Genomic DNA, 13004 nt, shown 5'->3' on the forward strand with positions numbered 1-13004 from the left:
GGCGATGTGCCTGAAGGAAGGGATGATCTTGCTCCCCATCGAGCCTATCTTGGATTAATAGGGCGGCTTGCCGCCCTTGGAGTGTTATGAGTCAAGCACAAACCGAGGCCCGTGGCTGGCAAACCTATCTGCGTTTGCTCAGTTATGTGAAGCCTTATTGGCTGCCTTTCTTGCTCAGTATGCTGGGCTTTGCTGTGGTGGCGGCCACCCAGGCTGGTTTTGCCAAGTTGATGGAGAACCTGGTCGAAGCCCTGGATAACCCCCATCCGTTTGGCCACTGGATCTATGCCGGCACCATTATGGCGATCTTCGTTATTCGTGGCTTAGGGGGCTTTGTCGGCAACTATGGTATTGCCTATGTGGCCCGGGCGGTGGTGCACAGCCTGCGCTGTCAGATTTTTAATAGCCTGATGTTGCTGCCCAGCCACTATTTTCATAGTCAGACCACCGGCCACCTACTCGCTAAAGTCACCTATAACGTTGATCAGGTCACGGGGGCGGCCACCGGCGCCTTAAAAACCATTGTGCGGGAGGGGCTGACGGTATTGGGGCTGATGGGCTACCTGTTCTACTTGAACTGGCAGCTGGCGTTGATCTTTTTCACCGTGACCCCCTTGATCGCCTGGTGTGTGGGTATTGCCTCTAAGCGTTTTCGCAAACTGAGTCGCAGCATTCAGGATTCGATGGGGGATGTGACCCATGCGGCCTCTGAGGCCTTACAGGGCTATCAGGTGGTGCGTATTTTTGGCGGGCGCAAAAGTGAAGAGCAGCGCTTTGAAGCGGCCAGTCGTTATAACCAGCGGCAAAGCATGAAGATGGTGGCGACCGAAGCAATCGCTACCCCAGTGATTCAGTTTTTTGTGGCCACGGCGATGGCGCTGTTGGTGTTCTTCGCACTGCATCCAAGCTGGCTGAGCAGTATGAGCTCCGGCCAGTTTGTCTCCTTCCTCACTGCGGCAGGTCTGATTGTGCAGCCTCTGCGGGCGTTGGCGGAGGTGAACACTGTACTGCAGCGCGGTATTGCTGCCGCGGAAAGCATCTTCACGGTACTGGATGAGGCCCCCGAGCCTGATCAGGGGCAGTATCAGGTAGAGCGGGTGCAGGGACGACTGCAACTGCGTCAGCTCAGCTTTCGGTATCCTGGTACCGAGCAGCTGGTGTTGCAGGACATTAATCTGGATATCGCACCCGGTGAAACCATTGCTCTGGTGGGGCGTTCAGGGTCAGGCAAAAGTACTCTGGCCAGCCTGATTCCGCGCTTTTATCAGCCCAGTAGCGGCGAGATTTTGCTGGATGGGGTGCCCCTGCAGGATTATCAGTTGGAGAACCTGCGCGCCCAGATGGCATTGGTGAATCAACAGATCGTGCTCTTTGCCGGTACCCTGCGCGATAACATTGCCTATGCCGATTTGGCCCAGCGCTCAGAGCAGGAGCTGCTGCAGGCGGCCAAGGCGGCCCATGTGCTGGAGTTTGCCGAGCGCATGCCCCAGGGACTGGACACCCTGATTGGTGAGAAAGGGGTGATGTTGTCAGGGGGGCAACGTCAGCGTTTGGCGATTGCCCGTGCCATCCTCAAGGATGCGCCGGTGTTGATTCTGGATGAAGCGACCTCTGCCCTGGATACAGAATCGGAACGTCACATTCAGGCGGCGATGGAAGCGGTGATGCAAGGGCGCACTACCCTGGTGATCGCGCATCGTCTGTCCACCATCGAAAAAGCAGACCGCATTCTGGTGATGGAGCAGGGACGGATTATCGAGCAAGGCAGCCATCAACAACTGCTGGCCCAGGATGGCGCCTACGCCAAACTTTATCGTATGCAATTTAGTGAACAGCATCCCGAGACGTCAGTGGAGGAACAGCAATGAAAGTGAGTCTGCCTGATTTTGCCCAGGCTCAGGTCTTGGTGGTAGGGGATGTGATGCTGGATCGTTACTGGCATGGCGGCGCCTCGCGTATTTCGCCGGAGGCACCGGTGCCGGTGGTGGGGGTGCGTCAACAGGAGGATCGTCCTGGTGGTGCCGCTAACGTGGCGCTGAATATCGCTGCCTTGGGCGGCAAGGCGCGGCTCTTGGGGCTCACAGGTGCTGATGAAGCTGAGCAGGCACTGCAGCAGCGTCTGCAGGCGGCAGGGGTTGACTGTGAGTTTGTCCAGGTGCCAGGTCACCCCACTATTACCAAGTTGCGAGTGGTGGCCCAACAACAGCAATTGCTACGGTTAGACTTTGAGCAGCGCTTCAGTGTGGAAGACTCCGCCAGCCTGTTACAGCAAGCGCAGCAGGCACTGTCCTCCAGCAAGGTGGTGCTGGTGTCGGACTACGATAAGGGCGCCCTACAGCATTTGCCGCAATTAATTGCCGCCGCGCGAGCGCAGCAGTTACCGGTGGTATGCGACCCTAAAGGACGTGACTTCAGCAAGTATCGCGGTGCGACCTTGCTGACGCCGAATATGAGTGAGTTTGAAGGGGTCGTGGGGCCGGTTAAATCCGAGCAGGAACTGAAAGCGAAAGCCGAAGCACTGGTGCAGCAGTTAGAGCTGGATGCCCTGCTGATTACCCGCAGTGAAAAAGGCATGACCCTGATCCGCCCAGGTCAGGCCGAATTGCACTTTCCCGCCCAGGCACAAGAGGTGTATGACGTCACCGGTGCTGGAGATACGGTGATTTCCACCCTGGCCAGTGCCTTGGCCGCCGGCACCTCGTTGGAGCAGGCCGTTGCGCTGGCCAATATTGCCGCCGGATTGGTGGTGGCTAAACTGGGTACCGCGACAGTCAGTGCCCCTGAACTACGGCGGGCAGTGAAGCGCCAGCAGGGCAGTGAACGGGGGGTGGTGAGTGAGGAGCAATTGCTGATCGCCTTGGAGGATGCCCGTGCCCACGGAGAGAAGATCGTTTTTACCAACGGTTGTTTTGACATCCTCCATGCTGGCCATGTGACCTATCTGGAAGATGCCCGTGCCCAGGGAGATCGTCTGGTACTGGCGATCAATGACGATGACTCCGTACGGCGCCTGAAGGGCGCTGGTCGTCCGGTAAATCCGGTGGATCGGCGTATGGCGGTGCTGGCGGGGCTGGTGGCAGTGGATTGGGTGGTGAGCTTTAGCGAAGATACCCCGGAGCGTCTATTGGCCAAGGTGCGCCCCGATGTCTTGGTTAAAGGGGGGGATTACAGCGAGGCCCAGGTGGTCGGTGGCGAGTTCGTCAAGAGTTATGGTGGTGAGGTGCGGGTACTGAGCCATGTGGAGAATGTTTCCACCACTGCCATCGTCAATAAGATTCAGGCGAATAAAGAGCAACCCTAAGAAGGGCTATAGGGCGTACTGCGCGAACAGGCGCCCTAGAACTGCTGCACCTGACGCAGGGTGAGTTGCAGCATGCGGGCATCGTCACCGGCACGGTGGCGGGTGAGACGAAAGGTTCGGGCGACCTGGTCTTTGATGGTGCCCCAGTAACCTGCTTGTTTTTCACTGAGCAGTTTGCGCAGGGCTTCGAGTTTGAACTCTTGGCGTACATTGGCCTGATAAAACAGCAGCGAGAGCCAGGTATTATCAAAACTCCAGGCATCGGTGTAGACGATCTGGCCACTGAGCAGGCGGTTTAACTGTTGCGCCACGGTGCGTGGGGGTAAGCCCTCGCGAAACAGATCTTCCCGTTTAAGACCATGCACTGCCTCGGCATCGGCACTCCAGTGAGTCCAGTCCGGCTCGGGGCGGATCAGGAAGCTTTCACAGCTGCCATCGGCCAGGGCCAGGCCCACCTCTATCGGATAGCTGCCACTGCCAAAGCCGGAAGCTTCAATATCCAGAATGATGGGCAGGGCTGTTTTCACCGGAGTATCCTGTTCACTGCTATTACAATCTATCTATGCCAAATATCAGTATGGCGAGTGCTGTACTGCTAGTACTTATATGGTCGCGCAATGATACAGGAGCAAGGCGGCAATGGAACAAGCACAACCGGACTTTTTAGTCATAGGCGGCGGGATTTCCGGTTTGGCCTGTGCCTGGTTTTTGCAGCAGCGAGGGGCCAAAGTACGGGTGCTGGAGGCCGGGCGTGCCGGTGGCAAAATCCAGACTCTGCAACAGCAGGGTTATCTGATTGAGCGCGGCCCTAACTCCACCCTTGATAACCGCCCTGGCTTTCACCGCTTACTGACGGAGTTGGAGCTGCTCACCGAGCGGGTGCAACCGAGTGCTGCTGCCAAGCGTCGCTATGTGCTTAAAAATGGACACTTGCATCCATTGCCGGGTGGGCCGGTGGATTTTCTGCGTACCCCGCTTTTTAGTTGGCAGGATAAATTGCGCCTGCTGGCGGAGCCCTTTATCTCCCCCGCACAGCAGGAGGAAAGTGTGGCGGATTTTGTTCGCCGACGCCTAGGTCAGGGCTTTTTGGATTATGCCATTAACCCCTTTGTCTCGGGTGTCTATGCCGGTGATCCAGAGCGCTTGTCCGTGCAGGCGGCTACGGCACGGGTATATCGCTTGGAGGCCGAACAGGGCTCACTGTTTAAGGGGGCGTTGGCCCTAATGCGGCAAAAGCGCAGCAGTCAGCTGGAAACGGGGCCGAGTGGCACCCTGACCAGTTTCAAGCAGGGCATGCAGCAACTGAGTGAATGCTTACGGCAGCGGTTGGCGACGGTGTTGAGCGAGCAGTGTCCGGTGACGGCTCTGCAGCCTGTTACCGGGGGTGGTTGGCTGGTGGAAAGCGCTACCCAGCAGTGGCAGGCCAAACAAGTGATTTTGGCCTGTCCTGCGCCCCAGGCGGCACAGCTGATTGCTCCCTGGCAACCGCAGGTGGCGACCCTGTTAGGGCAGATTGCCTATGCGGAGGTGGCATCGGTCTCCCTGGCCTTTGCCCGTGCACAGGTTGAGCATGCCTTGGATGGCTTTGGTGCACTCTTTCCCCGTTGTGAGGGGGTCACCACCCTGGGGGTGCTCTTCCCCTCCAGCCTGTTTAGTGGCCGTGCGCCGGATGGCAAAGTGCTGCTGACCGCCTTTATTGGTGGACGCTTGCACCCCGGTATCTGCCAGCACAGTGACGAGGCAATCAGTCAGCAGGTGCTGGAGGACTTGCGTCCGTTGTTGGGGATTCGTGGTCAGCCCGAGCAGCACTGGGTCAGTCGTTGGCCACAGGCGATTCCACAGTATGAGTTGGGGCACTTGCAACGTCTGCAGCAGGCTCAGCAGGGCTTGGCCGCCTATCCAGGTGTGCACTGGCGGGCCAACTGGAGTGATGGGGTTTCGCTGGCGGACTGTGTCGATCAGGCGGCACAGCTGGCGGAGCGCCTGCTACCTGCTTAGCCTTTAGGCGGAGTCCTTTATGACTGTCATGTGACTGTCATTATTCTTTCTTAATCTGGCGCTCTTCTTGGTGTCTATGGGGAAGCAGTCCTATGAACGACTGGGCTCTGGAATTGGATCAGCTGTTACGCAGCCAGGCCCTACGTCCGCATCTGCAGCCAATCGTAGACCTGCGCCGAGGCGAGGTTTATGGCTATGAAGCGTTGATCAGGGGGCCACAGGGAAGTGAATTGGAGTATCCGGACCGGCTCTTTGCGGTGGCACGTTCCAGTGGGCGGCTACGAGAGTTAGAGCTTTGTGCCCGGCATTTGGCGATTGAACACTTTGCCACCCTGCAATTGGCGGGACGGTTATTTTTAAATGTGACCACCCAGGCTCTCTTGAGTCCTGATTACCCCAAGGGAACGACCTTGGAGTTGCTGGCCAAGGTCGGCATGAGCCCGGATCAGGTGGTGATCGAACTCTCCGAGCAGCAACCCTATGAAGATTTTGCCCAGACCCGTCAGGCCGTCGAGCATTATCGGCAGATGGGTTTTCGCATTGCTCTGGATGATTTGGGCAGCGGTTATTCAGGCCTGCGCCTTTGGTCCGAGGTGGCACCGGACTATGTCAAAGTCGATAAGCACTTTATCCATGAGCTCGACCGTAACCCGGTCAAACGTGAGTTTGTCCGTTCGATTATGAGCATCGGCCAGGGAGTGGGCTCACGCCTGATCGCTGAAGGCATTGAAACCCCAGAGGAGCTACGCACCCTGCAGGATATGGGGATGAGCCTGGGGCAGGGGTATTTGCTCGGTCGCCCCTTGCCCTTACCTGGATTGGCGGTGGAGCCGCGTTGGTTAAAGCGCGAAGGGCAGCAGTATCGTTTAGGGCAAACCACGGAGACTGCCGCCAGCCTGGTGCGCACCCTGGAACCCCTGACACCGGAGCAGCGCACGGGGGAGGTGGTGGCACTGTTCCAGCAGGATGCCAGCCTCAGTGTGTTACCGGTGGTGCAGGATGGTCGTCCCCTGGGGATGGTGCGGCGTGCCGCGCTGCTGGAGAGCTTCTCCACCCAGTACGGGCGTGCGTTACTGGAAAACAAACCGATCAGCCGTTGTATGGAGCCCCAGCCGCTGTGTATCGACAGCCAGTTGCCGCTTGATCAGGTCAGTCAGTTGGTAACGGAAGCCGCTGCCACCGAGTTGGCGGATGCCTTTATTATCACCCATCAGGATTTTTATCTGGGGTTAGGCAGCGTGCGGGATCTGCTCCGGCGGATGACGGAGCTGCAGGTGCAAAGTGCGCGCTATGCCAATCCCTTAACCCAGCTGCCGGGCAGTGTGCCGCTGAACCGGGAAATGGATACCCTGCTACACAGCGCCAGCCCCTTTTGGGTGGCCTATTTCGACCTTAACCACTTCAAGCCCTTTAATGACCACTATGGCTACTCCCGTGGCGATCAGGTGATCCAGCTGTTGGGGGAACTGCTACGTCGCCATGCCAGTAACCAGGATAACCTGGTGGGACACATCGGCGGGGATGACTTTATTGTGATCTTCCAAAGCCCGGACTGGCAGCAACGCTGCGAGCGTATTCTGCAGGAGTTCGATGGCCAGATCGCCAGCCTCTATGATCCCCAGGATTTGCAGCAAGGGGGGATTAAAGGCCATAACCGGGAGGGCCACACGGATTTTTTTCCACTACTGGGACTGGCCATCGGCGTGGTCCAGCCAGATCCCAGTCGTTGTGCCAACCATAATGATATTGCTGCCCTGGCGGCGCAGGCTAAGCATGAGGCTAAACAGCAGCCGGGCAGCTTCCTCTATATCGCTCAACCGCAGCGCCCGCCGAGCTATCGTCTGAACTGCGCCTGACTCTGCTATACTGCCGCCCTGCCACGGTTGCCAGGAGAGGGAGTGATGCTGAAGGCCCGTTTTAGCCAGGCCGATGTTGAGGTGCTGGAACAGAAGCCACTGTATTCTGGCTTCTTTCAGATGAATGCCTATCGTCTGCGCCACGCCAGTTTTGCCGGTGCCAGCATTGAAGTGCAACGGGAACTGTTTGAGCGGGGACGCTGTGTTTGCGTCCTGCTGTATGATCCCTGGCAGGATGCGGTGGTGTTGCTGGAGCAGTTCCGCATCGGCGCCTTACGTGAGCCTAGTCCCTGGTTGCTGGAGCTGGTGGCGGGGATTGTGGAAGCGGGGGAAACGGATGCTGAGCTGGCGGCACGGGAGGCAATGGAAGAGGCCGGAGCGACCCTGTTGGCGCTGGAGCCAATGCTGGAGTATCTCAGCAGCCCTGGCGGCACCAATGAAAAGGTGGGGTTGTATCTAGGCTGTGTCGATGCCAAGGGACTTGGCGGGATTCATGGTCTGGCCGAGGAGGGAGAGGACATCCGCGTACAGGTGGTCAGCCTGGCCGAAGCCTGCCAGGCCTGCGACAATGGCCGTATCAATAATGCGGCCACCCTGATGGCGATTTTATGGTTGCAACTGCATAAACAAAGAGTCATAGCCCGTTGGCGTGAGCAAGGAATTTATGAAGGTTAAGCGTAAATATGTCCCCGATCTGGTGCGGATGATGGCAGTGTGCGAAAGCAACTACCTGCGTCTGCAACGCCTGCTGGCGGGCCAGCAGGATCGGGCCAGTTATTGCTTGCCCTTACCCAATGCCAGTGAAGGCCAGTTGGCGATCGAGGTATTGGAAGACTTTGCCTATACCAGCAGCCTCAAGATCAGCCATAGCCTGAGCAGCCCCTGGCTGGCGGATCAGATATTGTGGGTGCGCCTTTACCACGATGCCCGCAGTGCTGAGGTAACAGGGCCCTGGGGCAAGGTGCTGGCGGGCAAAAACGATTATCCCAATGCGCAGATGCACAGCCCGGATGAAAAACTGCAGTTAAATCTGCTGCTGGGGGAGTGGCTCAAGCACTGCATGGATCACGGCTATCGCCAACAACCGCTGCAGGTGGCGGGCTGATGGGGGCGGCGCTGCGCTTATTGCAATTAACCGACCTGCACCTGACTGCCCATCCTGATCTTGCCCATAAAGGTGTTTATCCCTGGCAGCGTTGGCAGCAGGCGCTGGCGCAGTTGCGTCAGCAGCCCCATGATCTACTGCTGCTGAGTGGCGATCTGGCCCAGCATGACGCCCCCAATGCCTATGCTGCCTTGGCACAGAGCCTGGCCGATTGGCCCCGTCCCTGGCGAGTGATCCCTGGTAACCATGATGACCTGGTGCAGATGCAAGCGGCCTTGCCGGCCTCGGCGCTGTGCAAGTCAGAGGTGTGGGGCTCCTGGCAGTTACTCTATGCCTATAGCTGTGCCCACCCCGATGGCCGGGGGGGAGCTGCGCTGGGGCAGGATGAGCTGGCTTGGCTGGCACATCAACTGCGCCATCCTCAAGCGGCGAACCAACTGCTGCTGATCCACCACCCGCCGCTACCGGTCTTCAGTGCCTGGCAGGACGCTATTATGCTGGCCGATGCAGACGCCTTATTGCGCCTGACCGAGCAGGCAGCGCATTTGCGCGTGCTGCTCTGTGGCCATGTGCACCAGGCTCACCATTGGCGTTATCAACACTGGCAAGCATTCAGTACGCCGGCACTGGCCGCCCAGTTTGCCCCCTACCAGGCACAGATGACCCTGGCGACGGGTCAGCAGAATCTTGCCGCCTGGCGTTGGCTGGAGCTATTTGAGGATGCTAGTATGCACACCACTGTACAAAGATTCAGTGGTTAAGCCTTTGCCTGTCTATCAGTTTTATTATTTACACGGTTTTAACTCCTCCCCTCAGGCGGCCAAAGCGCAAGAGTTGGCGACCTTTCTGCAGGAGCAGAAGGCGCTCGATTATCAACTGCTGGTGCCGCAGTTGAGTAGTCGTCCGGCGCAGGCGGTAGCAGCCTTGCAGCAGTCTGTGGCTCAGGCCCAGGCGCAAGGGCGGCAAGTGGTGCTCTGGGGCAGCTCCCTCGGTGGTTTTTACGCTACCTATTTGAGTCAGCGCCTCGGCTGCCGGGCGATTCTGATCAATCCGGTGGTGGCTCCCTGGACTCACCTGAGCCGCTATCAGCAGCCCATCACCAACCCCTATAGCGGTGAAACCTACTGCATTGGCGCCGAGCATCTGGCGGAGCTGCAGCAGTTGGCGTTGCCTGAACTGCCGTGCCCACAGAACTTACAGGTGTGGTTGCAGAAAGGGGATGAGGTGTTGGATTATCGCCAGGCCGCCGCCTACTACCAGCAGGCTGAGTTGATTATTCAGGCAGGGGGCGATCATCGCTTTCAGAACTTTTATCCATGTTGTCCGCGCATGTTGGCTTTTGCGCAGACCGGCCAATGAAGCATGACTATGAGCAAACAGGAATATAACGCCCAGGCCATTGAGGTATTGAGTGGCCTCGACCCGGTGAAGAAACGGCCGGGGATGTATACCGAAACCGATCGACCCAATCACCTGGTGCAGGAAGTGATCGACAACTCGGTGGATGAGGCCCTGGCGGGCCATGCCAACCGTATTGAAGTGCGCCTGCATGAGGATGGCTCGATCAGCGTGACCGATAACGGTCGCGGCATGCCGGTGGATATTCACCCGGAGCATGGCGTCAGTGGGGTCGAGCTGATCCTGACCCGTTTGCACGCCGGGGGTAAATTCTCCCAGGGTAACTACCAGTTCTCCGGTGGTTTGCATGGGGTAGGGGTATCGGTGGTCAATGCCCTGTCGAAGTGGCTGGAGGTGGTGGTCAAGCGCGGTGGTCAGGTATACCGCATGAGCTATGCCGATGGTCATAAGATGAGCGAGCTGGAAGTGACGGGCAGCTGCGCGCAGAAAGACCGGGGCACCCAGGTGCGCTTTTTGCCCGATAGTCATTACTTCGATAGCCCACGCTTGAGCCTGAGCCGCTTGCGTCATCTGTTGCGGGCCAAGGCGGTACTCTGCTCCGGCCTGACCATGGTGCTGGTGGATGCCAGCAAAGGCGAAGCCCAGGCGGAGACAGAGCAATGGTGCTATCAGGATGGGCTAACTGACTATCTGAAGCAGGCCACGGCCCAATCGCCGACCCTGCCGGATGAACCCTTTGTGGGTAACTTTGCCGCTGAACAAGAAGCGGTGGAGTGGGCGGTACAGTGGTTGCCAGAGGGGGGGGAACTGTTGACCGAATCCTACGTCAACCTGATTCCCACCGTGCAGGGGGGAACCCATGTGAATGGTTTCCGTACCGGCTTGCTGGAGGCCATGCGCGAGTTTTGTGAATTCCGCAATCTATTACCCCGTGGCATGAAGCTGTCGCCAGAGGATATCTGGGCTAATTGCAGCTATGTGCTGTCGGTGAAGATGCATGATCCGCAGTTTGCCGGACAAACCAAGGAGCGTTTGTCTTCACGCCAGTGTGCTCCCTTCGTTTCCGGGGTGGTGAAGGATGCTTTCAGCCTCTGGTTGAATAAGCATGTCGAGTTGGCGGAACAACTGGCGGAGCTCTGTATTAGCCATGCCCAGAGTCGCCTGAAAGCCGCCCGCAAAGTGGTGCGCAAAAAGGTAACGCAGGGGCCGGCCCTGCCGGGTAAGTTGGCCGATTGTAGTGGCGCTGAAGCCATGCAGGCGGAGCTGTTCCTGGTGGAGGGGGACTCGGCTGGAGGCTCGGCCAAGCAGGCGCGGGACCGTGAGTTTCAGGCGGTGATGCCGCTGCGCGGTAAGATTCTGAATACCTGGGAGGTGGACTCCAGCGAGATTCTGGCCTCCCAGGAGGTACACGACATTGCCGTGGCCATTGGGGTTGACCCCAGCTCAACCGACCTGAGCGGTCTGCGTTATGGCAAGGTGTGCATCCTGGCGGATGCTGACTCGGACGGTCGCCATATTGCTACCCTGTTGTGTGCGTTGTTCGTCCGTCACTTCCCCGCGTTGGTTAAGGCCGGTCATGTGTTTGTTGCCATGCCGCCGCTGTTTCGAATCGACCTGGGGAAAGAGGTGTACTACGCCCTCGATGAGGCGGAGAAAAGCGGGGTGCTGGATCGTCTCAAGGCAGAAGGGCGCAAGGGCACCCCTCAGGTTACCCGCTTTAAGGGGCTTGGTGAGATGAACCCCCTGCAGCTGCGGGAAACCACCATGGCCAGGGACACCCGGCGTCTGGTGCAGTTGGTGTTGGATGAACAGGATGACACCCAGGAAATACTCGACATGCTGTTGGCGAAAAAGCGTTCAGGTGACCGTAAGACCTGGCTGGAAAGCAAAGGCAACCTGGCGGATGTAGAGGTGTAATGTAAATTAGTGCATAAAGTTGAATAGTTCGACATAAGCTTGAACAAATAAGCCCCGCCAAACTCGATTTGCCGGGGCTTTTTTATGGGTCACGCAATAATAAGAACAAAATCTATTGGCTTGTGATGATGTTCTGACGATCTGTCGAAGGTGCCACCGAAGCAAGCCTGGAATGGACTCCCGGCAGCTGATCGCCAGTGAGCTCATGCTCATGTTTATCTGCGTGCACACCAGGCCCCGCGAAACATCCCAAAACTCTGTCTGCATGACTATATCCCTTCGCTGGCGGGTCTGGATGAGGCCACCGACAAAGCCCAGCGTCAGGCGGTTTACTCCTGCGGGTTAACCACTGAGTTGTTGGTAATGCTTCCCTCAGGTGGCAAAAATACCCAATTAAAGGCAGCCCATAAGCCTTTTGCGGCTCGCTAGCAGCAGTCAGCCTTGCCAGAGGGCAATTTTTTGTATTTCAAGCCAGAAATGCTGTGATAGGATGTCACCTGATAAAAACTATCAGGTGACATATTCAGCCTATGGTCATGCAGCATGATGGGATTCTCATATGAATAGCACGCTTCGGGATTTAACTCAGGCCCAACGCGATCGTATCGCCCACATCGACTTCACCCTGCTATTTAAGGGGGAAGCCAACCGTGCTGACCTGGTGGGTCGTTTCAGTATCACACCCGCCCAAGCCACCAAGGATTTCACCCAGTATCGGGAGCTGGCCCCCGCCAATATCCGCTATGACGAGAAGCTGAGAACCCACCTGCGTGGTGACCAGTTCAAGCCCCTGTTCGACTACGATGTGGTGCGCACCCTGGCAACCATCAGTCAGGGCTATGGCGACGGCTTTACCGGCAAGCTCAAGCCACCATTGGCCTGCGAAGCACCGTACCATCTAAACCAGCCCAGCCTGGCCATCGTTGCCAAAGTGACCGAAGCCATTCACAAGGCCAAGCCCCTGGCCATTACCTATGTATCCCTGTCCAGCGGTGAGTCCCGGCGCGAGATCGTGCCCCACACCTTGGTGGATAACGGCCTGCGCTGGCATGTGCGGGGGTTCGACCGCAAGAGCGGCGAATTCCGCGACTTTGTGCTCACTCGCATTAAAGAAGCCACAGTGGTTGAAGCCTCCGCCATCGACGAGCAAGAAACCGAAAGCCAGGATCGCCAGTGGAACCGCTTCGTCGAGCTGGAACTGGTACCCCATCCCCGCATCCAGCATCACGAAGCCATCGAGCTGGATTACGGTATGGAAGGTGGCGTAATGAAGGTCGAGATTCGAGCGGCGACAGCTGGGTACCTGTTGCGGCAATGGCATGTGGACTGTTCACCGTCCCACACGCTCACAGGCCCCGAGTACCAGTTATGGCTCCGTAATAGCCAGGCGCTATACGGCGTGCAAAACCTGATTCTGGCCCCCGGCAGAGCCGAGCAACCGCCGGCTTGAACCCAATGACTAAATCAA

The 13004-nt window shown here is 57.9% G+C and carries 11 protein-coding genes; 10 read left to right on the top strand and 1 reads right to left on the bottom strand.

The window, feature by feature from the left end; all coding sequences use genetic code 11:
* Positions 1–86: 86 nt before the first annotated feature.
* Both msbA and hldE read left to right on the top strand, forming a co-directional pair.
* Positions 87–1868 carry a lipid A export permease/ATP-binding protein MsbA gene (msbA, locus tag Q334_RS0103095; RefSeq protein WP_027311923.1) on the top strand — a complete coding sequence of 594 codons (1782 nt, stop codon included), beginning with the start codon at positions 87–89 and terminating at the stop codon, positions 1866–1868.
* Entirely contained in the window at positions 1865–3301 is a 1437-nt protein-coding gene (hldE, locus tag Q334_RS0103100; RefSeq protein ID WP_027311924.1) for a bifunctional D-glycero-beta-D-manno-heptose-7-phosphate kinase/D-glycero-beta-D-manno-heptose 1-phosphate adenylyltransferase HldE, read from the top strand. Before msbA ends, hldE begins: the two co-directional genes overlap by 4 nt.
* Before the next feature lie 35 nt (positions 3302–3336).
* On the opposite strand, the gene Q334_RS0103105 is transcribed toward hldE, so the two are convergent.
* Positions 3337–3828 carry a 3'-5' exonuclease gene (locus Q334_RS0103105; protein WP_027311925.1) on the bottom strand — a complete coding sequence of 164 codons (492 nt, stop codon included), beginning with the start codon at positions 3826–3828 and terminating at the stop codon, positions 3337–3339.
* A gap of 112 nt (positions 3829–3940) precedes the next feature.
* On the opposite strand from Q334_RS0103105, the gene hemG reads away from it, so the two are divergent.
* From hemG to Q334_RS0103145, 8 genes are all read left to right on the top strand, one after another.
* Positions 3941–5299 (top strand): protoporphyrinogen oxidase, encoded by a 1359-nt coding sequence (gene hemG / locus Q334_RS17855; protein WP_035460553.1) that lies wholly within the window; start codon positions 3941–3943, stop codon positions 5297–5299.
* 92 nt (positions 5300–5391) lie between these two features.
* On the top strand, positions 5392–7155 hold the full coding sequence (locus tag Q334_RS0103115) for a GGDEF domain-containing protein (protein ID WP_035460555.1): 1764 nt from the start codon (positions 5392–5394) through the stop codon (positions 7153–7155).
* A 45-nt stretch (positions 7156–7200) separates the two neighbouring features.
* Positions 7201–7830, top strand: coding sequence for an NUDIX domain-containing protein (locus Q334_RS0103120; protein ID WP_027311927.1), 630 nt, complete (start codon positions 7201–7203; stop codon positions 7828–7830).
* On the top strand, positions 7820–8260 hold the full coding sequence (locus tag Q334_RS0103125; RefSeq protein WP_027311928.1) for a DUF1249 domain-containing protein: 441 nt from the start codon (positions 7820–7822) through the stop codon (positions 8258–8260). The genes Q334_RS0103120 and Q334_RS0103125 overlap by 11 nt, the downstream gene beginning before the upstream one ends.
* The gene (locus Q334_RS0103130; RefSeq protein ID WP_027311929.1) at positions 8260–9021 is read left to right on the top strand and encodes a metallophosphoesterase; all 762 of its coding nucleotides are present in this window, start codon (positions 8260–8262) and stop codon (positions 9019–9021) included. Before Q334_RS0103125 ends, Q334_RS0103130 begins: the two co-directional genes overlap by 1 nt.
* Entirely contained in the window at positions 8981–9619 is a 639-nt protein-coding gene (locus Q334_RS0103135) for a YqiA/YcfP family alpha/beta fold hydrolase (RefSeq protein ID WP_081414314.1), read from the top strand. Before Q334_RS0103130 ends, Q334_RS0103135 begins: the two co-directional genes overlap by 41 nt.
* Before the next feature lie 9 nt (positions 9620–9628).
* Positions 9629–11536 carry a DNA topoisomerase IV subunit B gene (parE, locus tag Q334_RS0103140; RefSeq protein WP_027311931.1) on the top strand — a complete coding sequence of 636 codons (1908 nt, stop codon included), beginning with the start codon at positions 9629–9631 and terminating at the stop codon, positions 11534–11536.
* Between the two features lie 559 nt (positions 11537–12095).
* Positions 12096–12986 carry a WYL domain-containing protein gene (locus Q334_RS0103145; protein WP_027311932.1) on the top strand — a complete coding sequence of 297 codons (891 nt, stop codon included), beginning with the start codon at positions 12096–12098 and terminating at the stop codon, positions 12984–12986.
* The last annotated feature ends 18 nt before the right edge of the window (positions 12987–13004 follow it).

Origin of the sequence: Balneatrix alpica DSM 16621 (assembly GCF_000619885.1) — a bacterium.
Taxonomy (GTDB): domain Bacteria; phylum Pseudomonadota; class Gammaproteobacteria; order Pseudomonadales; family Balneatricaceae; genus Balneatrix; species Balneatrix alpica.

What these genes read in the sequence shown, in the direction of transcription:
- msbA (WP_027311923.1), top strand. Translation starts at nt 87, where the DNA reads ATGAGTCAAGCACAAACCGAGGCCCGTGGCTGGCAAACCTATCTGCGT.
- hldE (WP_027311924.1), top strand. Translation starts at nt 1,865, where the DNA reads ATGAAAGTGAGTCTGCCTGATTTTGCCCAGGCTCAGGTCTTGGTGGTA.
- hemG (WP_035460553.1), top strand. Translation starts at nt 3,941, where the DNA reads ATGGAACAAGCACAACCGGACTTTTTAGTCATAGGCGGCGGGATTTCC.
- Q334_RS0103115 (WP_035460555.1), top strand. Translation starts at nt 5,392, where the DNA reads ATGAACGACTGGGCTCTGGAATTGGATCAGCTGTTACGCAGCCAGGCC.
- Q334_RS0103120 (WP_027311927.1), top strand. Translation starts at nt 7,201, where the DNA reads ATGCTGAAGGCCCGTTTTAGCCAGGCCGATGTTGAGGTGCTGGAACAG.
- Q334_RS0103125 (WP_027311928.1), top strand. Translation starts at nt 7,820, where the DNA reads ATGAAGGTTAAGCGTAAATATGTCCCCGATCTGGTGCGGATGATGGCA.
- Q334_RS0103130 (WP_027311929.1), top strand. Translation starts at nt 8,260, where the DNA reads ATGGGGGCGGCGCTGCGCTTATTGCAATTAACCGACCTGCACCTGACT.
- Q334_RS0103135 (WP_081414314.1), top strand. Translation starts at nt 8,981, where the DNA reads ATGCTAGTATGCACACCACTGTACAAAGATTCAGTGGTTAAGCCTTTG.
- parE (WP_027311931.1), top strand. Translation starts at nt 9,629, where the DNA reads ATGAGCAAACAGGAATATAACGCCCAGGCCATTGAGGTATTGAGTGGC.
- Q334_RS0103145 (WP_027311932.1), top strand. Translation starts at nt 12,096, where the DNA reads ATGAATAGCACGCTTCGGGATTTAACTCAGGCCCAACGCGATCGTATC.